This window comes from Chitinophaga oryziterrae, from assembly GCF_009758125.1.
Lineage (GTDB): Bacteria > Bacteroidota > Bacteroidia > Chitinophagales > Chitinophagaceae > Chitinophaga > Chitinophaga oryziterrae.
The window spans coordinates 1,008,262-1,029,520 of record NZ_WRXO01000002.1; the positions used below are offsets into that span (position 1 = coordinate 1,008,262).

Sequence of the window (21,259 nt, forward strand, 5' to 3'; positions counted from 1 at the left end):
ATTCCTAACACTAAATGAACAATGCCATGAGTAGACTAGCTATACTCAAAGGGAAAGTATTGCATGTACTTTTCCTAATGATAGCGATTTCCCTGTATCAGAATGCAAAAGCCGGACCTGTTGAGAGAGATCAGGATTATATCGGTTCTATTATTAAATTGAACAAAAAGAAGTTTTCATTAGTTGAACTGTTTACTATTGCGGAAACACAGACCGGTGTGAGGTTTGCTTATGATGCGCTGGAATTGAACGTGAATGAGCCCGTAGAAGTATCGGCTAAGAAACTCAGGTTAAAAGAACTCCTTTCCGAAATAAATAAACAATCAGGCGCCTCTTTTGAATGGTCGAAAAATATAGTTACAGTAATACCGCCTCAAAAGAATCAGAGGAATATCACAGCAGATCAAACCCGGACGGACGTGAGCGGAAAAGTGGTGGACAAAAACGGACATCCTGTTTTTAAGGCAGTGGTTTTAGTAAAAGGGTCCACAACAGGTACAATGACGGATGAAAATGGCAAATTCAAAATTAATGCGAAGCCGGGCGATGTACTGGAAATCAGGTATGTGGGTTACCAATCCATTGAAGTAAAGGTGACGAATACCTCCGACATCACAGTAGTGCTGGAGGAAACCAATGTAATATTGAACGATGTAGTGGTGGTTGGTTATGGTACGCAAAAGAAAACGAACTTAACAGGCGCTGTTGGAGTAGTTAAAATGGAAGATATGGAAACCCGGCCATTAACGAATGCCGGTATGGCTTTGCAGGGTACCGTTGCTGGTGTATATGCGCTGCAAAGTTCAGGGAAACCGGGAGATGATGGTGCTGTAATTGATATACGTGGGGTAGGTACATTTGGTGATAATTCTCCACTGGTATTAATAGATGGCGTTCCGGGCAATATAAACGATGTCAGTGCAAACGACATCCAGTCCATATCTGTGTTGAAAGATGCTGCTTCATCTTCCATTTATGGTAGCAGGGCTGCTAATGGAGTGATCCTGGTTACCACTAAAAAAGGCACTGCCGGAAAAATAAAGGTTAATTACAACGCGTATATCGGCACGCAAAGCCCCACCAGGCTACCTCATGTCCTAAACTCCGTTGACTATACAACACTTTATAATGAGGCTTCTTTAAATTCAGGTGGCGCTATCGTATATCCCGATGCTACCATCCAGAAATATGCGGCACATAATGATCCGATGTTCCCGGACATCGATTATTTTAAGGTATACTATGGAGATGCGTCCACCCGGAATCACCGCCTGAGCCTTTCTGGCGGAGCTGATAATATTAACTACGCATTCATGGTTGGTCAATTGAACCAGGATGGTGTGCTTGTTGGGACCAATTATAAGAAGACGGACTTCCGGTCGAATATTGATGGCTATTTCCTAAAAGATAAAAAGTTAAGAATTTCAGCAAAATTAGCCGGTAATCTGGGTGTTAAAAATGAACCTACTGATCTGTGGAGTGCGGAGTGGTACGCGACCCTTGCACCTATTCATCCTCTAAAAAATGCGGATGGAAAATGGGTGTCTGTGAACGGGGAAAGGAATTTCTATGGTGAAATTAAAGAAGGGAGTACCGCGCAGTCAAAACGTTACAATTTCAGCGGACAAATGGAAGGCGAATATAAGATCCTGAATGGTTTAAGCGCTCAGGTTACCTATGGGTATAACGTGACCTCCTCCAAGGCGAATGCGTTTCATGCAAATGTAACATTGTATAATGAAAGTGGCTCTACCACTGATTTGGCTTCAAATTTAACCGTTACCAATGAAACAGATGTTCAGACATTGCTGACTTCACTCTTAAAGTATAACAAGGCTATCGGGAAACATGAGGTGACTGTTCTCGGAGGTTATTCCGAAGAGGAATTCACTTACGATTGGGAAAGCGGCTACCGTGCCAACTTTGTTAATAACACACAGCGGGTGCTTAGCCTGGGAGACGCTTCTACGCAAACCAATAATGCAGGGAGCTACGATCTTGGATTGCGTTCCTATTTTGGTCGCATCAATTATAATTTCGACGGGAAATATCTCTTTGAAGCAAATATCAGAAGAGACGGTTCGTCCCGGTTCGCGCAGGGAAATCAATGGGGTACATTCCCTTCTTTTTCCGGAGGCTGGGTAATGTCAAAGGAAAGATTTATGGAAAAGCTGGACTGGCTGAGCCATCTTAAACTGCGTGCTTCATGGGGTAGATTGGGTAACCAGAATATAAACACCTATTACAACGGAAGCGATATTTTATCTTCAGGACGGAACTATTCTCTTGGTGGTACCTTATATTCAGGAGTAGCTGTTACTGCTATGACCAATAAACAACTGACCTGGGAAACTGCACAGCAGCTCGACTTTGGTGTAGACCTGGTTTTGAAGAATAACTTTGAATTTACTGCCGACTATTTCGACAAGAGAACAAAGAACTTATTGCTGATCCAACCTATACCGCTTACAATGGCATTGTCTGCGCCATATGCAAATGCCGGAGAAGTACAGAACAAGGGTATCGAAGCCTCCCTGACCTACAGAAAGGAATTCTCGAATGGCCTTAAATTGAGAGGAACGATCAATGCCTCTCATATAGTGAATAAAATAACCAGTATGAATGTAGCTGAGCAGCTCACTTCTCCTAAAGCCATTAAAGTAGGTGCAGCTATCAACTCATTCTATGGATATAAAATGGACGGAATTTACCAGATCTCAGATTTTACCTGGCAAAATAACAGCGATCCGACAGTAGCCTACGCCGATCGTACTTACACGCTGAAACCAGGAGTAGTGAAGGTATCTAACTATACAGCACAACCAGGTGATATCAAGTATAAAGACCTGAATAAGGATAACGTAGTTGATATGAATAATGACAGGGAAATAATTGGAAGCCAGTTCCCTGATCTCACCTATGCCTTCAATTTCAATGCGGAATGGAAAGGATTTGATTTGGGATTCTTCTTACAAGGAGTGAAGGGTGTTCAGGGCTATACTTATTATGAGATAGCTACTCCATTCAGCGGTTTTGCAAATATGGGCTCGTGGTGGCTGAACAGATGGACACCACAGAATCCATCCAACACTTTACCACGACTGACACTGGACGGTGTCCGGAATAACATTCATTCGTCTTTTTACATGGAAAATGCTTCGTATTTACGTCTGAAAAATGTTGAACTGGGCTACTCCATAAGTCCGAGAATTCTTTCTCGTGCAGGTATCAAATCGCTCAGACTTTACGGAAATGTGCAAAATGCCTTTACCATTACAAAATTCAAAGGTTTTGATCCGGAGCAGACAGTTAGTCAGACCAGAGCTCAGGCGTTCCCACAGGTTCGCGTAATGACGATGGGTGTAAATGTTAATTTTTAATTGAACAGTTATGAAGAACATACATAAAATCACTCTTTTCATTTCTATATTGATTTTTACAGGTTGCTCAAAGGACCTTCTGAATAAAACGCCAAAAGACCAGTTGTCGCCTGCTACATTCTTTAAGAATGAGACACAGTGCAAAATGGCCCTGATAGGAATTTATAACGCTATTCAGCCCAATGCCACACCTGCACATTTTTATCAGTTCGACTTTATGTCAGATAATGGTTATTGCCAGGATTCATGGCAGGGATCGAAAGAAGTGGGAGAGTGGCTTACCAACTCCTCAAGTTGGGCGCCCTACGCTAAATGGACACAGGATTATAACATTATATCAAGGGCCAACGAATTCCTTCAGGATATCGCCAGTGCAACCGTGAGTGATGATGTAAAATCGGCCATGTCTGCGGAAGCTAAATTTTTGCGGGGTTATGCTTATACCGACCTTATCGCTTATTTCGGGGACGTTCCGCTTATTACGAAAGTGTTGGGATTATCGGATGCTTATGTGTCAAGAACTGCCAAAGCCGATGTGCTTACTCAGATTCTTTCAGACTTTAATGAGGCTGCAGCGGCTCTTCCAACTTCCTATTCCGGAACAGATGTAGGCCGCGCTACGAAAGGCGCTGCGCTTGCCTATAAAGCAAGAGTGTTGCTTGCAAACCAAAAATGGGCCGATGCTGCACAGGCAGCCCTGGACGTGATGAATCTGACAAAGTACGATTTATACCCCGACTATGCAGCTACGTTCACCGAAGCTCACGAAAATAACATAGAGGTTATTTTTGATATTCAATATATCCCTACAACGCAGGCCCAGCCATGGCCATCGGCAGCCTTGTCGCTTACCAGCTGGCCCACAGCAAATGTTACCGCCGACCTGATTAATTCTTATTACATGCAGAATGGATTGCCCATCACGAATGCAGCCTCAGGCTATGATGCGCAAAATCCTTTTGTGAATCGTGATCCACGATTGGCGGCATCAGTGGTATTACCAGGTTCGCTATTCGGTACAGGTACATTTATACCATCCCTCGATCAGGTTCCTTGTGGTGCAAGGCCACGTAAGAATGCCAGTATTGGTATTGCAGATGTTAATAATTGTTCGCTCAACACGATCTTAATGCGTTATGCTGATATATACCTGATGCGGGCGGAAGCACTGATCGAATCCGGAAGTACGGATCAGGAAATTTATACATTGATCGATAAAGTCAGGGCCAGGGTAAATATGCCAACAGTGGAAGCTGTTGAAGGGACCGGATTGAACCAGACTCAGTTAAGGGCTATCGTACGACACGAAAGAAGAGTGGAATTCTATAATGAAGGAACACGCTATGCTGATATGTTAAGATGGCAGGATGCTTCCCTGGTGCACGATGTATATGGTTACGATAAATCCTTACTATCAGACCCTTCATCCCCGGCAACATGGACATTTAAACAGGTTAAAATGGAAACGAGGACTTTCGATGCAACTAAAGCATGGTTGTGGCCCGTTCCTCAGGGCGATATTGATATCAATAAAAATTTGCTTCCCAACAACCCCGGTTATTAATTTTTGAGTGCGGGGCGAAGCCCTGCAAAACCCCTTCAATTTTTTGTGATGGTGCAACGCACCATCACAAAAAATTGCTCTTGATCAAAATAAATCAAACTGAGTTACTCCGTATTCTATGTATTAGTTATTCCACACATAAATACAATCCACATGAAAAACAACATCTTTGTTCTGTTAATTTTTTTACTGGCAGTTTTGGCCGGTTGTTCAAAGAAAGAAGCGGTTTTACAAAAGCCACTTTCTTCTTCTGTTGCAGTAGCCGGTACGGCTACCGTAAATACAAATGGTTTCCGGGGGATAAACTGGGCAGACCCTAACGGGAACGAGGCCCCCTCGAGAGTAGTCACCCCCAGTGGCCTGACATCTACAATATCCGCAACAAATGCGGCCATTGTTGCGAAGCGGATCTCTGATTCTTTAAAGGCAAGCGGCGGTACAACAATCCGAATGCCAATTACTCCTTTAACGGCCAGCAACTCTACTTACTGGCCGGTATATCAGGCGGCCATTAATGCAATTGTAGCGAACGGCTGCAATGTGGTGCTTTGTTATTGGCCGGACGGAGTGCATCATGTACCCGACACTACACAATGGTACACGATGTGGAAGCAGGTAGATACTGTTTATAAAAACAATGGGTCTGTGTATTATGAACCCATCAATGAACCCGTAGATTATTCAGGTACTGATTTATGTAATCTGTATGCCAATTTTCTAAATACGCTTCATCCCGTTTCCTGGAAATGTATATTAGATGGTACGGGATATGCGGGAGAAGTGATCACGGTAGGGAATGATAGCCGGTTAACCAGCCACTATCTTGGGCTTCATTGCTATTGGTGGTTTTATGGATCATATAATGTATGGTCAAGTTACTATAATATAGTATCAGGTAAAGTGGGTTCATATGCAGCAAGGACTGTGATTACGGAAATTGGTGTTGAAACATACCGTAATGTTAGTTTCTGGTGGCAATGGGATACGGGCGTATATGAAGATCAGGCATTCTTAACAGGAGGTTTGGCATATTCAAAGGACAATCAGATGGGGACTATCGCCTGGTCGGGTGTAAATGATATTGACACATATCGCTGGTATGTATCAAACACGAATCCTGTGGAGGTTAATCCGGGTTGCGCTAATATGTTCAGATGGGCATGGGGGCTTTCTACCGCACCGAAATGGCAGGGACCCATTGCTGATGGAAGAATTAAACTGAAGAACCGGGCCAGCGGCCTTATGCTTGATAATCTGGGCAGTACAACGGACGGTGCAACGGTAGCGCAATGGGCTGATGGCACCAGCGCCAATCAGCAATGGAATGTGAGCTATACTGCCGGCTATTATACATTAAGTTGTGCTACCGGAAAAAACTGTCTAGACGTAGGCAGCAATACTACTGATGGTTCTGTTGTGCAACAGAAAGCCTTAAGCTTTAGTAACAACAGCCAGCGTTGGTCGCTTGTTTCTGTTGGGGGTGGTTACTATAAAGTAGTTAACCTCGCTACCGGTAAATGTCTTGATACGGGTGGTCAGACTACTAATGGTTCCTCTATGCAACAATGGTATAGCGGTTCAAGTTATAACCAACAGTGGTCAATAGTGCAGCTATAACAAGGATAATCCTGATGGTCAACACCCCCTTGTTTTTGCAAGGGGGTGTTGTTTTATAGGGTATAAATGAAATTTTCCAGACAGCAATTATATATATATGAAACACTTCAATTGTTCACTTTAAAGCCTTGTTCATTTGTAGTGAACAGTGTTTAAAAGTGAACAAAATCACTTAAATCGCTTTGTAAATAGGAAAATGTTCATTAATTTACATTGTTCACTGTAAATGAACGGTGTAAAAAAATGAACAAAGGAGAAATTATTCAAATAGCACTTAACCAGCTTAAGGAGAAAGCCGGGATACATGGCACTTATGATCCACATAACAATGAGGGTACAGATGGTCAGCTGGTTATACACCTGAAAAATCAGGATTTACATTTGAATATCCTGATTAAGAGTGAATTACGGCCATATAATCTGCCAGAACAGCTTGGCAATAAACTAATTGATCTGCTAGTAGTAGACAAGTTGTATCCGGTAATAAAAAATGAACTGAGAAATAAACATATAGGTTACCTGGACACAGTGGGTAACCTATATATAGAGAATGGTGACACCGTGATCTGGTTGGAGGGCAATAAACCAGCGATTGAACACAAGAAGAGTGCAAACAGAGCCTTTACAAAAACAGGTTTAAAAGCGGTTTTTTACTTTCTTTGGAAGAAGGAGGCCATCAATTACCCTTATCGCAAAATCGCTGCTGATACGAAGATCTCACTTGGTAATATTCCACAAATTATTGAAGGCCTGAAAGAAGGAGGTTATATATTGGAAATAGATGAAAAGCGGTTGTACATAAAGAATCAGCGGGCCTTACTTGATAGATGGATTGAAGGCTACCGGGAAGTACTTAAGCCGACATTACATATAGGTGATTATCGTATAAAAAATGATGATCTCAACATGTTAGAAGCTACATTGTTTCCTTATAAGGAAACAATGGTAATAGGGGGAGAAGCGGCAGCGGAGCATCTTACAAAATACCTTCAGGCGGAAATTGTAACCCTGTATACAACCATGCCCAAAATGGAATTGATGTATACACTGAGACTGATACCGGAAAAAGAAGGCCGGCTGCAGATTTTCGAGAAATTCTGGCACGATGATACTAACATAGATGACCTTTTTGCTCCTACATTATTGGTATATGCAGATCTTGTCATTACTGATGAACCGAGATGTTTGGAAACAGCAGCCATTATTTACGATAAATATCTTAAAAATGAGTTTGGAGAATATTAGGGAGATTAAGGAAGGTGACTTAAAGGAAATATTTGATGCATTGGAGGAAGCCTTTGTGGCTTTGGAAATAGATTTCTATTTAATAGGTGCAATTGCAAGGGACGTGTGGTTTTCAAGAGCAAACAAAGCATTCAGAAAATCAAAGGATGTAGATTTTGCCATATTAGTAGGTAGCCACGAAGAATATGATGCGCTAAGAGCATATCTGAAAAAATATAAAGATTTTCAGGATACGAAAGACAACTCGTTTGTAATGTTAACACCAACTGGTATCCAGATTGATATTCTCCCTTTTGGAGGTATCGAGATAGATAGTGATGTTAAGTTGGATGGAGTTGGATTTACAAGCATCAGGGTAAATGGTTTTTCAGAAGTACATAAGGCGGGAACCGCAGATGTTACAATGCAGACGGGACATGCGTTCAAGGTTGCAACACTACCGGCGATTGTTTTATTAAAGTTAATTGCTTTTGATGATAGACCTGAAAAAAGGCATAAAGATCCGGGCGATATTTCAAATATCATCGCGCACTATTTTGAAATGCAGTCTGATCTAATATACAATGAGCATAATGATCTGTTCATTACAGGGCAACTTGACAAAAGCCTGGAACAGATAGCGGGTATTGTCATAGGAAGAGAAATAAAGAAGATCATTGCAGAAAATGGAGAATTAACCCAAAGGGTTAGTAACATACTCACCCGGCATAGTAAAGAAGAAGAAAAAAGTGTTTTTATCAGGCAAATGGTAGCGGAAACAGGGACGACTGTTAGGGAAATGGTTGTCTGGATAAAAGCAATATCATCAGGCTTAATGGAATAAAATAAGTTGAATAAGATATTTTTGTAATAGAGAAGACGCTTCGAATAATAAAATGAAAAAGAGGAGGCTGTCAAAAGTATGAATAGCCTCTTTTCCTTTATATTTGAAGTATACCAACTCAATCTTACAAAAAGTCTCACGGATGAAAGAAGTATTTATAGTTTCAGCAGTACGCACGCCCATTGGCTCTTTTAACGGCGGACTGGCCGCCTTGCCCGCTACACAATTAGGGGCTATCGTCATCAAAAATGCACTGGAAAGGGCAGGAGTAGCAGCCTCAGAAGTCAACGAAATTTACATGGGCAATGTGCTCAGTGCAAACCTGGGGCAGGCGCCGGCCAATCAGGCCAGCATTTACGCAGGTGTGCCTGTAAACGTTCCCTGTACGACCGTTAATAAAGTATGTGCCTCCGGGATGAAAGCAATCATGCTGGCCGCTCAGAGCATCATGCTGGGGGATAACGACCTGGTAGTGGCAGGTGGCATGGAAAGCATGAGTAACGTTCCCTATTACCTGGATAAGGCCCGTAATGGTTATCGCCTGGGACATGGCGCCGTTACCGACGGTATTATCCGCGATGGCCTCTGGGACCCTTACAAGGACTTCCACATGGGTAACGCCGCAGAACTCTGCGCCACAGAATACAAGATCTCCCGCCAGGACCAGGACGAATACGCGATTCAAAGCTATCGCCGGGCAGCTACCGCCACAGAAAGCGGTTACTTTAAAAATGAGATCATTCCGGTAGAAGTACCAGGCAAACAGGTTGTGACCGTTGCCGAAGATGAAGATTACAAAAAGGTCAACTTCGATAAGATCCCAACGCTTAAACCTACTTTCCAGAAAGACGGTACCATTACCGCAGCTAATGCTTCCAACCTGAACGATGGGGCAGCAGCAGTGGTACTGGTAAGCGGTGAAAAGCTGAAGGAACTGGGATTAAGGCCACTGGCAAAGATCATCAGTTTTGCCGATGCCTCCCAGGCGCCGGAATGGTTTACCACCACACCCGTAAAGGCCATCAATAAAGCATTGGCGAAAGCCAAACTGACAGTAGCCGATATGGATTTTGCAGAGATCAACGAAGCATTTTCCTGTGTACCTATCGCCAATGAACGCGATTTAGGTATGGAACCAGGCAAAGTGAACGTATGGGGCGGGGCAGTAGCAATGGGGCATCCTATAGGCTGCAGTGGCGCCCGTATCGTAGTGACACTCAACTCTATATTACATCACAACAAGGCCCGTTATGGCGTTGCCGGTATCTGTAATGGCGGAGGTGGTGCCAGCGCTATCATTATTGAAAGAATATAAATAATTACTGATGCAGGCTGATGACGGTATCAATCTTGTTCCCCAGTCTGCCTGCATCTTCCATTGCCCTGAATTGCATCCGGACACTGTCCTTACTGGTTTTCTCCATTTTAAGTCCGCGGATGCCATAAGGCACATCAAACCGGGTATTTTTTTCAAATAACCAGTATTTATCTTCAACCAGGCTATAATCAGGTTCCCTGTTTAAAATCTCTACTGTTTTAGCCTGCAAGGCATAATCATCATCTATTTTATAAGATTCCAGATGACCATCGGCCAGCAGCCCCAGTCCCATTACCACGGTAAAAAGCCGCAGTGGTGGCAGCAGTAACCCAAATATCAGCAGGAAAGGAAAACCGAAGAAGCAGGCGAGATAGGCAAACTTACCGGAAGTATCCTGTGGCGTTAGTCCGTACAGCACAATCCCCGAACCCGCATAGAAAGTAAAGAATACCCGTTCCGTATAACTGCCCTTGAACCCATATCCGCTGACCAGCAGCAACAGGCATAAAGCGGCAAAAAAGAGGAATACAAAATGGAAATACCAGAGTAAACCGGTGATCATAGGTACTTTCACCTTTTTTATCTTGCAGGAAATGGCTGCCAGGAAACAACCCGATAGGACGGTAACGGTAAACATAGGACAGGATATTACTGCTAATATATATAATATTTTAAATATACAATATTATAAGCGCAAATTATTGCCCGAAACATTTAATAATGGGGATTGTAATCACTATGGTAACTTTTCCTTTGCTTTTTCACCAACAAACGATAATTTTGCCCCTGCCTTTATAGAAAGGTGTTTTTAAACTTTCAAACTTTAAGAGTAACAGCATGCGTCAGATAGCTTTCAGACAAGCATTACGAGAAGCCCTGCAGGAAGAAATGCGCCGTGACGAGCGGGTTTTCCTGATGGGAGAGGAAGTAGCCGAATACAATGGGGCCTATAAAGTTAGCCAGGGAATGCTGGACGAATTTGGGGCAAAGAGAGTAATAGACACACCTATTGCCGAGCTGGGATTCACTGCTATCGGCGTTGGTGCCGCACAGAACGGTCTTCGCCCGGTACTGGAATTCATGACCTGGAACTTTGCGGTATTAGCGCTGGACCAGATCCTGAATACAGCCTCTAAAATGCTGGCAATGAGTGGTGGACAGGTAGGTTGCCCTATCGTTTTCCGCGGACCGAACGGTTCTGCCGGTCAGTTGGGTGCACAGCACTCTACCGCTTTTGAAAGCTATTATGCTAATATCCCTGGTTTAAAAGTAATATCAGTTTCTAACCCATACGACGCTAAAGGTTTGCTGAAATCAGCTATCCGCGATAACGACCCGGTTGTTTTCATGGAAAGCGAGCAGATGTACGGTGAATTAGGCGATGTACCTGAAGAAGAATACCTTATCCCTATCGGTAAGGCTGATATCAAACGTGCCGGTAAAGACGTAACCATCGTTTCTTTCAACAAAATGATGAAAGTAGCTTTGGGTGCAGCAGAAGAACTGGCTAAGGAAGGTATTGAAGCAGAAGTAATTGACTTACGTACTATCCGCCCGCTGGACTGGTTCACTATCCTGGAATCAGTAAAGAAAACCAACCGCCTGGTGATCGTGGAAGAACAATGGCCTTTCGCCAGTATCTCTTCCGAGATCTCTTACCGTATCCAGAAAGAAGGTTTCGACTACCTGGATGCTCCGATCCGTCGTATCACTGCTGTAGATGCTCCTATGCACTACGCACCTAACCTGGTGAAACTGTACCTGCCCGATGTTGAGCGTACCGTGAAACTGGTAAAGGAAGTGATGTACATGAAGAAATAAGTGTAACATAACGTATAAAGAGGAAAGGCCCGCTGATATCAGCGGGCCTTTCCTCTTTATACGTTAATGCATGCCTGAAGCATGGATGAGCCATATTAACCGCGTACTTTGATCATCCAAACAGGTCAGAAGATAGGTAGCGGTCGCCCCGGTCGCAGATAATGCAAACAATGATCCCCTTATCCAGCTCTTTGGATATCCTTTGAGCTGCTGATACAGAACCTCCACTGCTCATCCCGCAGAACACGCCTTCCTCACGCGCCAGACGCCGTGTCATATTACGTGCTTCTTCCTCAGATATATCCATCGTCCTGTCTACCCTCGATTTATCAAAGATTTTAGGAAGATAGGCTTCCGGCCATTTCCTGATCCCGGGGATCTTAGACCCCTCAGTAGGCTGACAACCAACGATCTGCACTTTATCACTCTGCTCTTTCAGGAATTTGGACACGCCCATGATCGTACCGGTAGTACCCATCGCACTCACAAAATGGGTAATAGTACCCTGTGTATCCCGCCATATCTCAGGACCGGTGGTCTTATAGTGCATATTGTAGTTATCCGGATTGGCAAACTGGTTCAGCATCAGGTAACCACCCTTTGCCACCTGCGCATTGGCATAATCAATAGACCCTTCCATCGAAGCCTCTTTAGGGGTCAGTATCACTTTAGCGCCAAAAGCTTCCATCGTCACCACCCGCTCGCGGGTAGCATCTTCGGGCATCACCAGTTCTATCTCTACGCCAAACAGACTGGCAATCATAGCCAGCGCAATGCCTGTATTCCCGCTGGTAGCCTCTATTAGCTTAATCCCCGGCGTAATCTCTCCACGGTCCAGCGCTCCTTTGATCATGCCATAGGCGGCCCTGTCCTTCACACTGCCACCGGGGTTGTTTCCTTCTAATTTAGCGTAAATCGTTACGTTGGGGTTTGCGCTGATATGTTTCAGTTCCACCATGGGCGTATTGCCCACAAGATCTAATATTGTAGCCATCACAAATTAATAACTGTTTTCAATGAAATTCATACTGCCATCCGCCTTGTAATACACACGGCTGAACGGGGCAGTGCTTTTAATTAACCACACATTACCGCCTATCACACTGTGATGACCTACTATGGTATCTCCGCCCAGGATAGTAGCCCCGGCATAAATCACTACATGGTCCTCTATGGTAGGATGCCGTTTACTGCGTGCCATATCCTTGTCCACACTCAGCGCCCCCAGGGTAACGCCCTGGTAAATCTTCACATGGGACCCGATAATGGTGGTTTCGCCTATCACGATACCCGTACCATGGTCCATGCAGAAATAAGGCGCTATCACTGCCGCCGGATGGATATCAATGCCGGTGCGGCTATGCGCCTGCTCGGTAATCATACGGGGCAGTAACGGAATGTGCAGCTTGTGCAGGGTATGTGCTATACGGTAAAAGGCAATGGCCGCAAAACCGGGATAAGCGCGTATTACCTCATAAAGGCAGGTCGCAGCAGGGTCTCCCTGGTAAAGGGCTTCCGCATCTTTGGTAAGGGCATCATAAATAGCAGGAGCGTGAGACATGAATTCCTTACTTAGTTGTACGGCATCAGCAGGCAATTGTGACTGCATCGGCTCCAGCAGGTGTTGCAGTTCTATCTGCAGCATATGCGCATATTCCTCTACCAATACAATATCGGGCATCACTTTGCCCATATATTCGGGAAATAACCAGTTAATGAAATTGTTCGCAAATTCGTTCACCGCCGCCGTAGGAGGATATGCAGTCGCCATGGCAAGCAGATGCCTCCTCTTTAATTCTTCTAAAAGTTGTTGCATATGCAAGAAATTACAGGATATCTTCTTTCAGATATTGAAATTACGGATTAACCGTGATAAAGTAGCTTTAGTTCATCGGTTTAATGGAATAATCGATGTGAAACTAATCAACTAAATCTCCTAAATTTGCCTGTTGCTTACTAAAATAATGATATGGCCAACATTCTGATAATTGATGATGAAAAAAGTATCCGTAAAACTTTATCCGAGATCCTTAGCTACGAAGGCTATAAGGTAGATGAGGCTGCGGATGGTGCAGAAGGATTTAAGATGTTTAAGGAAAAGCAGTATGATGCTATTCTGTGCGATATCAAGATGCCTAAAATGGACGGGCTTGAATTCCTCGAAAAAGCAAAGGATACAAACCCGGATATTCCCATCATCATGGTATCCGGCCATGGTAACATTGATACCGCTGTTGATGCTGTAAAGAAGGGGGCGTACGATTATATCTCCAAACCCCCGGACCTGAACCGCCTGCTCATCACATTGCGTAATGCAATGGATAAGAGCACGTTGGTGACAGAAACCAAAACACTGCGCCGTAAGGTGAACAAAACGCAGGAAATGATAGGTGTCTCTGCGCCTATCGTCAAAATAAAAGAAACCATCGAAAAGGTGGCGCCTACCGATGCCCGTGTACTGGTAACCGGTGAGAACGGGGTAGGTAAGGAGCTGGTGGCCCGCTGGTTGCACGAACGCAGCAACCGGGCCAGTGGTCCGATCATCGAGGTGAACTGCGCGGCTATTCCAAGTGAACTGATTGAAAGCGAACTGTTTGGCCATGAGAAAGGGTCCTTCACATCTGCCGTAAAACAACGTATCGGTAAATTCGAACAGGCCAGCGGTGGTACACTGTTCCTGGACGAGATCGGCGATATGAGCCTTAGTGCCCAGGCTAAAGTACTCAGGGCTTTACAGGAAGGTAAGATCACCCGCGTGGGTGGAGATAAGGAGATCAGCGTGGATGTACGCGTAGTGGCTGCAACCAACAAAGACCTGTTGAAAGAGGTAGATGAAAAGAACTTCCGCCTCGACTTATACCATCGCCTCAGTGTAATATTGATCCATGTTCCTTCCCTGAACGAGCGTCGTGACGATATTCCCCTGCTGGTAGAACATTTCCTGGAAAGCTGCTGCCAGGAATACGGTATGGCACGCAAAACCATCGAGAAAGATGCTATGAAAGGGCTGCAACAGCATAACTGGTCGGGTAACATCCGCGAACTGGGGAACGTAGTAGCACGACTGGTAATCCTGTCCGGCAAAACGATTACGGCGGAAGATGTATACGATTATGTGGTTCCGGTAAGAGATAAGAAAGGGGTAAATGCATAAGCACATTTACCTCATCAGTGGGATGGGGTCGGATGAACGCATTTTCAGATACCTGCGTTTCCCGGAAGGGTACACCGTACACCATCTCCACTGGTTGCCTACCATTCCCGGCGAATCTGTTGCAGATTATGCCACCCGGATGGCAGCAGGTATTGAACACGATAATCCATCCCTGCTGGGCGTCTCCTTCGGGGGCATGATAAGCCTCGAAATTGCCCGCCAGCGGCCGGTAGAGAAAGTGATTATCGTCAGCAGTATCAAACATACCAGCGAAAAACCCGGTTACTTTGGCTGGGTAAGGCGACTGGGCCTGCTGGCTCTCCTCAAACTACCCGATACACTTCTTTTCAGACGCCGGACCTTCATCGTGAAACGCTTCCTGAATATAGAAACAGCGGAAGACCGGCAGTTGATCAACGACTATATGCAAAAAACGTCGTACGACTATCTCCGTTGGGCTATTCCCGCTGTCATCCACTGGAAAAACGACTTCATTCCATCCTCTCTCATTCATATCCACGGTAATAAGGACATACCTTTCCCCGTCCGTAATGTAAAACCTACCTATACCATTGCCGGAGGCGGCCATTTCATGGTCCATAACCGTGCAGCCCAGATCAATGAAATCCTGAGTAAAGAATTGCTCCCCTGATTATCAGAATGATAATCATATTAATAATTACCATATATCTTACTGATTAGTCTTAATTTAGTTGTCGCATTGTTAACCATTAAAACCTATACGATGAGAGTAATTCGCCTCAAGCTGGGGAACATAGGCGTTTCTATAAGGAAAAGCAGTAAAGATCTGGTCATCGCTCAACTGAAGAATGATCAGATACCATTTATAGTGAAAGAAGGTGTGGCAGAACCACTATCAGTACCGCCTACCCTGGATAATCAGTTGCTCATGCACCTCAAATGGGCTATTACTCATTATTTCGGATGCAAAAAAAATGACTAAATCAATATAATCCGCTTATTTTAGCAAAACTTTTGCAAGGCAGTAATGTGCTTGTAGACAGTAGAATATTATATTTGTTCTTTTAAAATATCTTAAATAAATCTTAATGAACCTGGCTTTTTGGAAGAGAAACAAAGAGGGTCAGCCAAAGAAGAAGAAATCTGCCGTAAGAGAGTGGTTTGATGCTGCTATATTCGCAATCATCGCTGCTACCTTGATACGCACTTTTATTTTTGAGGCGTACACAATTCCTACCCCATCTATGGAAAAAACTTTGCTGGTGAACGATTTCCTGTTCGTTAGCAAGATCAGTTACGGACCCCGCGTTCCGATGACACCACTGGCAGTTCCTTTTACACACCATACTCTGCCCTTCACCAAATATTCAAAAGCCTATTCAGAAGCGGTTAAATGGAAATACCGCCGTTTACCCGGGTTTTCAGATGTACAACGCTATGATGTAGTGGTGTTCAACTTCCCCGAAGGCGATACGGTAGCCCTGGAACAACAGGAACAGAGCTACTACCAGTTGATCCGTTACCAGACCCGGGAAACCGTTTGGGAACAGAATCATGTGGTATCCCGTCCCGTAGATAAAAGAGAAAACTATATAAAACGTTGTATGGCTGTTGCCGGAGATACCATCAGCATCAGAGAAGGTGTCGTATTTATCGATGGGAAACAGGCGCCTATCCCTCCGGGAAGCGAGCGTAAATACTGGGTAAGGACCAATGGAGACGAGTTAAACTCTTCCAGGCTGGATGAACTGGATATAGATCCCTCTCCGGAAGGACGCTACGATTCAAGTAAGTTCAAATACAATCTTACAGCAGAAGCAGCGGCTACCCTTAAATCATGGCCGGTTGTTACAGAACTCAGACCTTATGTAAATCAGGCTTCTCAGCTGGTGGACGTATTTCCGCACGATACTGCCCGTTACAAATGGACAGAACACAACTTCGGCCCTCTCTGGATCCCTAAAAAAGGGGTTACCATAAAAATAGACAGCAACAATATTGCTATCTATGACCGCATTATCCGTGTATACGAAGGCAATACAATGGAAACCAAAAATGGTCAGATCTACATCAACAACAAACCGGCAGATTCATATACTTTCAAAATGAATTACTACTGGATGATGGGGGATAACCGCGATAACTCCCTGGATTCCCGTTACTGGGGCTTTGTTCCTGAAGATCACGTAGTTGGTAAAGCCTGGCTGATCTGGATGAGCTACGGTAAAGGCAGCATCCGCTGGAGCCGCCTCTTCAAAGCAATTAAATAACTGCACAAATAGTACGTACGGATTACAAATGATAAATTACATCATTTGTAATCCGTATTTTTATTTTATGGACCCACGCAAATACTCATCATTCGAATACCTCTCTTATCCGGACAGCTCGGCCCTTTCTTCGGAAGACCTGCATTTATTACAGGAAGCAAGGGAGGTAACCGCACAGGCATATGCACCCTATTCAAAGTTTAATGTAGGTGCCGTGATCAGGCTTTCTAATGGTTTACTCGTACGTGGTACCAACCAGGAAAATGCCTCTTTTCCCGCCGGTATCTGCGCCGAACGCGTAGCCTTGTCTGCCGCTTCTTCCCTTCAGCCGGGAGTAGCCGTAGATACCATCGCTATCAGCTACCATAACCTGAACGGTAGCAGCGATACCCCCATTTCACCTTGTGGTATCTGCCGCCAATCACTCTCCGAACAGGAAAACAGACAGCATCAGCCCATTCGCCTGATCATGGGCGGTCAGACCGGACCCGTATATATCATCCAGACAACCAGACATTTACTGCCCTTCGGGTTTTCCTCAGAAGATATGAAATGATATATAATATAAAATTTAACTACATTGTGCTGTCTCGATAACCCGCTATGCTAAAAGTCCCTATTTTGTGTCTGATATTCCAGGCATTTTTTATTACGCCATCTGCTATTGTCTCTCCTGGCAATAAAGTTAAAGCACTATATAAAGAGGGGATGCTTTGCATCAAATCCGGCCGTCTCAGTGCAGCACAACAATGCTTCAGCGCTGCTATCCGGAAGGACAGTGGGTTTACAGCTGCTTATCTGCAACTGGGTAACGTATACGTATTAATGCACGATTTACCCGCCGCCAAACAACAGTTCCGGCAGGTGCTGCAACGGGAACCCACACAGCAGGAGGCCCTCAGCTCACTGGCAAACATCTTTTTCGAACAACAGGACTATGAAGATGCGCTCAACTATGCAGACCAGGCCTGCCAGGCAGGCGCCTCGCAGATGACACGCCTGAAAGCATTGTGTTATTACAAACAGGGGCAACAGAAGAAAGCGATCTCCCTATTGCTGGAAGCTCAAAAAGAAACACCTGCCGATGCAGGTATCACCTACACACTGGCAGGCTTTTATTTCAACACTAAAAACTTCCCTGCAGCGGTAACCGCCTTTGAACTGGCTGCTACCAAAGGGTATCCTGCCAATGCAGATTTTCACCTGAACACAGGTACATCCTACTTACAAATCAAACAAACAGAGATAGGTATCCGTCACCTGGAGGCATGCCTTTCCCTGCGCCCCGATGATGCACAGGCCTTACAGGCCCTCGCACATAATTATTATAGCAGCAGCAACTACGGTAAAGCTATCACTTACTGGAACAGGTTACTGTCATTACAACCAGCCAACGCATTCGTACGCTTCATGCTGGGAAAATCATATATCGGCAACGGTGAACCCGCCAAAGGGGAAGTGCTTTGCGACAACGCATTTGATTAACACTAAACTGGAATAACTGCTGATCATTATCGGCAAAACGTATGACCGCCATCATTATATAATAGACAGACTACAATTAAATTTAACAGAGCAGGATGCCGGATCGGATAACCACTGGTTAAAAATGACTCAAAGGTTTAATAAATGCGGATCTTGATTATAGAAGATGAGCTGGATGCATTTCAGCAGTTGAAAAAGCTGCTGAAAGAACTTGCGCCGGAAAAAAAAATAATTGGACATTGCTGCAGTATTAAGGAAACAATGAAATGGCTGCAGCATAATCTGGCGCCAGATCTTATATTCTCTGTAGTACAGCTTCCCGATGGTCTGAGTTTTGAGATCTTCAGGAAACTTAAAAACAATATCCCTGTTATTTTTACCTGCAAATATGAGAAACATGCAATAGAGGCTTTTAAAGCCAATGGCATTTATTATATCCTGAAACCCGTAAAAAAAAGAGAACTGGAGGACGCTCTTACAAGATATAAGGACTTTTTCTCCCCTTCCCGCAATCAATATAAAAAAAGTCAGCTACAGCCGCAATCCCACTACCAGGAAAGATTTATGGTACCCACCGGTGCACAAATGAAATTGCTGAAGACAGAAGAAATCGCATATTTCTACACTGAAAACAAAGTTGTCTACCTTGTTACTTTTGAAGGAACGAAATATGTTATGGACTATACCCTTGAGCGATTGCAGCTATTGCTGGACCCCCGGTTTTTCTTTCGTATCAACAGACAATTTGTTATAAACATATCCGCCATCGTACAGATAGCTCCTGCCAGTAAATCAAGGCTGCAACTAACCCTCCGGCCGGTAACAGACCATAATACCATTACAAGTTTCGAACGTACCGACAACTTCCGCAAATGGGTACTGGGTGGTCTCTAAATCCATATTAAAACGCGGCTTTCTACTATCTGGCGTTATATTATTGCTATTCGGAAATGATCTTCTACCGTTCGGTAACTAATAGCAGTCATAAGAAAATATCTTCTTCAAAAAAAAGTTTAATGGATAGCATCAGATTTACTGTTCTGCTTAAAGCCATATATTGTGAAACTTACCTTAGTAGCACTGATTACAGCCATCATTCTGTGGGCTATCGCCTGTAAACATGAAATACCTCTTACCACGCCGGATACCGGGGGAGGCGGCAATGTTGATTCTCTCCCGACAGGCGGTACCTGCAGCCCTGATACTGTATATTTTGTAAACAGCATCTTACCCGCGCTCAGCTCCGGTTGTGCGCTTAGCGGTTGTCATGACCAGGCTACTCATCAGGAGGAGCTGGTTTTGAGCAATTATAACGGCATTATGCGTATCGTGACGCCGGGAAATGCTATAGAAAGTAAACTTTATAGGGTAATTACCGCTGGTAATGAAGATATCATGCCGCCACCACCCCATGCCCCGTTCTCATCTGCGATGATAGCATCTATCCGGAAATGGATCGATCAGGGGGCTCGGAATAATCAGTGCATAAGCGCATGCGATACTTCCCTGTTCACTTACTCAGGAGCTGTAGCTCCTATTATCAGTATTAACTGTAAAGGATGTCACAACCCCGCTTCATTGGGCGGTGGTGTGGATCTAAGCACCTATAACGGAGTAAAAGTAGTTGCGCTGAACGGAAGGTTAACCGGCAGCATTAACCACGCTTCGGGTTATATCGCTATGCCACAGGGAAGCAACAAACTGCAAACCTGTCAGATAAGACAGATTGAGAAATGGGTACAGGCCGGTGCAAACAATAACTAATTGAATGAAGAAAAACATGAAGACAATACAAACAAACATGGGGCGTCTATTGCAAGCGCTGTTCTTCTTTATGTTAATAACCACGCTTATTGCGGGATGTTATTACGATAATGAAGCACTGCTTTACCCAAGCAATACTGCTGACTGTAGTAAAGTATCCGGTACGTTCACTAATGTTAAATCCATAGTGTCCGGAAAATGCGCTACAGCCGGTTGTCATAACGCTGCCGGAGCGGCCGGGAATACCGTACTGGAGACATATGACCAGATCAGGTCTGCTGCAACCAGGATCAACCAGCGGGCAATCGTTGAAAAGACGATGCCACCGGCAGCCCCGCTTTCAGCAACCGACATTGCTGTATTGAAATGCTGGATTAGTTCCGGTACACCTAATAATTGAAAATGACTTATGCATATGTGGAAAAAGACCATAACTATTTTAGTAATACTGGTAATTGCAGGAGGGGCATATGGGTGGTACCTGTATAACAAAAAACCTGCTGACATAAGGAAGCAAACCAATTGTATTGAGCTCAAAGCGACAGCCCTGGCAGAGGCCTTCAATCAGGATGAAGCAGTAGCCAACCGGTTATATGTTGAAAAGGTATTGATCGTTTCGGGGAAAGTATCCAATGTACAGGTAGATAATGCGGGACATGCAACGGTCTTCCTGGAAACCGGCGACCCTCTGTCTTCCATTACCTGTGGCTTTTATGATGATGAAACAGGCTCAGTGAAAAAGATGGTCCCGGGAACAATAGTACGTGTTAAAGGTAATTGTACCGGCAAATTAGTAGACGTCATCTTAAATAAATGCAGCCTGGCTGAATAGTATA

The 21,259-nt window shown here is 44.3% G+C and carries 20 protein-coding genes; 17 read left to right on the forward strand and 3 right to left on the reverse strand.

Translation table 11 applies throughout. From position 1 onward, the window contains the following. Positions 1 to 26: 26 nt before the first annotated feature. The 6 genes from GO495_RS11600 to GO495_RS11625 all read left to right on the forward strand — a co-directional run bounded on the left by GO495_RS11600 (position 27) and on the right by GO495_RS11625 (position 9,944). A complete protein-coding gene (locus GO495_RS11600; RefSeq protein WP_157299835.1) occupies positions 27 to 3,380 on the forward strand; it encodes a SusC/RagA family TonB-linked outer membrane protein in 3,354 nt (1,117 codons plus the stop codon). A 10-nt stretch (positions 3,381 to 3,390) separates the two neighbouring features. Next, positions 3,391 to 4,944 (forward strand): RagB/SusD family nutrient uptake outer membrane protein, encoded by a 1,554-nt coding sequence (locus tag GO495_RS11605; protein WP_157299836.1) that lies wholly within the window; start codon positions 3,391 to 3,393, stop codon positions 4,942 to 4,944. Positions 4,945 to 5,097: 153 nt separating this feature from the next. After that, positions 5,098 to 6,561 (forward strand): RICIN domain-containing protein, encoded by a 1,464-nt coding sequence (locus GO495_RS11610; protein ID WP_157299837.1) that lies wholly within the window; start codon positions 5,098 to 5,100, stop codon positions 6,559 to 6,561. A 243-nt stretch (positions 6,562 to 6,804) separates the two neighbouring features. Then, a complete protein-coding gene (locus GO495_RS11615; RefSeq protein WP_157299838.1) occupies positions 6,805 to 7,806 on the forward strand; it encodes a type IV toxin-antitoxin system AbiEi family antitoxin in 1,002 nt (333 codons plus the stop codon). Further along, the gene (locus tag GO495_RS11620; RefSeq protein WP_157299839.1) at positions 7,787 to 8,629 is read left to right on the forward strand and encodes a nucleotidyl transferase AbiEii/AbiGii toxin family protein; all 843 of its coding nucleotides are present in this window, start codon (positions 7,787 to 7,789) and stop codon (positions 8,627 to 8,629) included. Before GO495_RS11615 ends, GO495_RS11620 begins: the two co-directional genes overlap by 20 nt. Before the next feature lie 142 nt (positions 8,630 to 8,771). Continuing rightward, a complete protein-coding gene (locus GO495_RS11625; RefSeq protein WP_157299840.1) occupies positions 8,772 to 9,944 on the forward strand; it encodes an acetyl-CoA C-acyltransferase in 1,173 nt (390 codons plus the stop codon). A gap of 4 nt (positions 9,945 to 9,948) precedes the next feature. On the opposite strand, the gene GO495_RS11630 is transcribed toward GO495_RS11625, so the two are convergent. Beyond that, entirely contained in the window at positions 9,949 to 10,584 is a 636-nt protein-coding gene (locus GO495_RS11630) for a hypothetical protein (protein WP_157299841.1), read from the reverse strand. A 200-nt stretch (positions 10,585 to 10,784) separates the two neighbouring features. Between GO495_RS11630 and GO495_RS11635 the strand changes: the two genes are divergently transcribed. Continuing rightward, positions 10,785 to 11,768 carry a pyruvate dehydrogenase complex E1 component subunit beta gene (locus tag GO495_RS11635; protein WP_157299842.1) on the forward strand — a complete coding sequence of 328 codons (984 nt, stop codon included), beginning with the start codon at positions 10,785 to 10,787 and terminating at the stop codon, positions 11,766 to 11,768. Between the two features lie 112 nt (positions 11,769 to 11,880). On the opposite strand, the gene cysM is transcribed toward GO495_RS11635, so the two are convergent. Beyond that, a complete protein-coding gene (cysM, locus tag GO495_RS11640) occupies positions 11,881 to 12,762 on the reverse strand; it encodes a cysteine synthase CysM (RefSeq protein WP_157299843.1) in 882 nt (293 codons plus the stop codon). Positions 12,763 to 12,768: 6 nt separating this feature from the next. Next, entirely contained in the window at positions 12,769 to 13,584 is an 816-nt protein-coding gene (locus GO495_RS11645; RefSeq protein ID WP_157299844.1) for a serine O-acetyltransferase, read from the reverse strand. A gap of 153 nt (positions 13,585 to 13,737) precedes the next feature. Here GO495_RS11645 and GO495_RS11650 point away from each other — a divergent pair, with 153 nt between their 5' ends. From GO495_RS11650 to GO495_RS11695, 10 genes are all read left to right on the forward strand, one after another. Next, a complete protein-coding gene (locus GO495_RS11650; protein WP_157299845.1) occupies positions 13,738 to 14,922 on the forward strand; it encodes a sigma-54-dependent transcriptional regulator in 1,185 nt (394 codons plus the stop codon). Beyond that, positions 14,915 to 15,574: an alpha/beta fold hydrolase gene (locus tag GO495_RS11655; protein WP_157299846.1), complete on the forward strand. Its 660-nt coding sequence runs from the start codon at positions 14,915 to 14,917 to the stop codon at positions 15,572 to 15,574. The genes GO495_RS11650 and GO495_RS11655 overlap by 8 nt, the downstream gene beginning before the upstream one ends. A gap of 93 nt (positions 15,575 to 15,667) precedes the next feature. Further along, positions 15,668 to 15,886 (forward strand): hypothetical protein, encoded by a 219-nt coding sequence (locus tag GO495_RS11660; RefSeq protein WP_157299847.1) that lies wholly within the window; start codon positions 15,668 to 15,670, stop codon positions 15,884 to 15,886. A gap of 106 nt (positions 15,887 to 15,992) precedes the next feature. Then, positions 15,993 to 17,174 carry a signal peptidase I gene (lepB, locus tag GO495_RS11665; protein ID WP_157299848.1) on the forward strand — a complete coding sequence of 394 codons (1,182 nt, stop codon included), beginning with the start codon at positions 15,993 to 15,995 and terminating at the stop codon, positions 17,172 to 17,174. A 67-nt stretch (positions 17,175 to 17,241) separates the two neighbouring features. Next, positions 17,242 to 17,730: a cytidine deaminase gene (locus tag GO495_RS11670; RefSeq protein ID WP_157299849.1), complete on the forward strand. Its 489-nt coding sequence runs from the start codon at positions 17,242 to 17,244 to the stop codon at positions 17,728 to 17,730. Positions 17,731 to 17,795: 65 nt separating this feature from the next. Next, complete coding sequence (locus tag GO495_RS11675) at positions 17,796 to 18,659, forward strand: tetratricopeptide repeat protein (RefSeq protein WP_170302665.1); 864 nt, start codon at positions 17,796 to 17,798, stop codon at positions 18,657 to 18,659. Between the two features lie 144 nt (positions 18,660 to 18,803). Next, positions 18,804 to 19,553, forward strand: coding sequence for a LytR/AlgR family response regulator transcription factor (locus GO495_RS11680; protein ID WP_157299851.1), 750 nt, complete (start codon positions 18,804 to 18,806; stop codon positions 19,551 to 19,553). Positions 19,554 to 19,718: 165 nt separating this feature from the next. Continuing rightward, positions 19,719 to 20,423, forward strand: coding sequence for a c-type cytochrome domain-containing protein (locus tag GO495_RS32150; protein ID WP_157299852.1), 705 nt, complete (start codon positions 19,719 to 19,721; stop codon positions 20,421 to 20,423). A gap of 16 nt (positions 20,424 to 20,439) precedes the next feature. Next, the gene (locus tag GO495_RS11690) at positions 20,440 to 20,823 is read left to right on the forward strand and encodes a hypothetical protein (protein WP_157299853.1); all 384 of its coding nucleotides are present in this window, start codon (positions 20,440 to 20,442) and stop codon (positions 20,821 to 20,823) included. A 15-nt stretch (positions 20,824 to 20,838) separates the two neighbouring features. Continuing rightward, the gene (locus tag GO495_RS11695; RefSeq protein WP_157299854.1) at positions 20,839 to 21,255 is read left to right on the forward strand and encodes an OB-fold protein; all 417 of its coding nucleotides are present in this window, start codon (positions 20,839 to 20,841) and stop codon (positions 21,253 to 21,255) included. The last annotated feature ends 4 nt before the right edge of the window (positions 21,256 to 21,259 follow it).

Coding starts and splice junctions, on each gene's coding strand:
- GO495_RS11600 (WP_157299835.1), top strand. CDS start 27: ATGAGTAGACTAGCTATACTCAAAGGGAAAGTATTGCATGTACTTTTC.
- GO495_RS11605 (WP_157299836.1), top strand. CDS start 3,391: ATGAAGAACATACATAAAATCACTCTTTTCATTTCTATATTGATTTTT.
- GO495_RS11610 (WP_157299837.1), top strand. CDS start 5,098: ATGAAAAACAACATCTTTGTTCTGTTAATTTTTTTACTGGCAGTTTTG.
- GO495_RS11615 (WP_157299838.1), top strand. CDS start 6,805: ATGAACAAAGGAGAAATTATTCAAATAGCACTTAACCAGCTTAAGGAG.
- GO495_RS11620 (WP_157299839.1), top strand. CDS start 7,787: ATGAGTTTGGAGAATATTAGGGAGATTAAGGAAGGTGACTTAAAGGAA.
- GO495_RS11625 (WP_157299840.1), top strand. CDS start 8,772: ATGAAAGAAGTATTTATAGTTTCAGCAGTACGCACGCCCATTGGCTCT.
- GO495_RS11630 (WP_157299841.1), bottom strand. CDS start 10,584: ATGTTTACCGTTACCGTCCTATCGGGTTGTTTCCTGGCAGCCATTTCC.
- GO495_RS11635 (WP_157299842.1), top strand. CDS start 10,785: ATGCGTCAGATAGCTTTCAGACAAGCATTACGAGAAGCCCTGCAGGAA.
- cysM (WP_157299843.1), bottom strand. CDS start 12,762: ATGGCTACAATATTAGATCTTGTGGGCAATACGCCCATGGTGGAACTG.
- GO495_RS11645 (WP_157299844.1), bottom strand. CDS start 13,584: ATGCAACAACTTTTAGAAGAATTAAAGAGGAGGCATCTGCTTGCCATG.
- GO495_RS11650 (WP_157299845.1), top strand. CDS start 13,738: ATGGCCAACATTCTGATAATTGATGATGAAAAAAGTATCCGTAAAACT.
- GO495_RS11655 (WP_157299846.1), top strand. CDS start 14,915: ATGCATAAGCACATTTACCTCATCAGTGGGATGGGGTCGGATGAACGC.
- GO495_RS11660 (WP_157299847.1), top strand. CDS start 15,668: ATGAGAGTAATTCGCCTCAAGCTGGGGAACATAGGCGTTTCTATAAGG.
- lepB (WP_157299848.1), top strand. CDS start 15,993: ATGAACCTGGCTTTTTGGAAGAGAAACAAAGAGGGTCAGCCAAAGAAG.
- GO495_RS11670 (WP_157299849.1), top strand. CDS start 17,242: ATGGACCCACGCAAATACTCATCATTCGAATACCTCTCTTATCCGGAC.
- GO495_RS11680 (WP_157299851.1), top strand. CDS start 18,804: ATGCGGATCTTGATTATAGAAGATGAGCTGGATGCATTTCAGCAGTTG.
- GO495_RS11690 (WP_157299853.1), top strand. CDS start 20,440: ATGAAGACAATACAAACAAACATGGGGCGTCTATTGCAAGCGCTGTTC.
- GO495_RS11695 (WP_157299854.1), top strand. CDS start 20,839: ATGTGGAAAAAGACCATAACTATTTTAGTAATACTGGTAATTGCAGGA.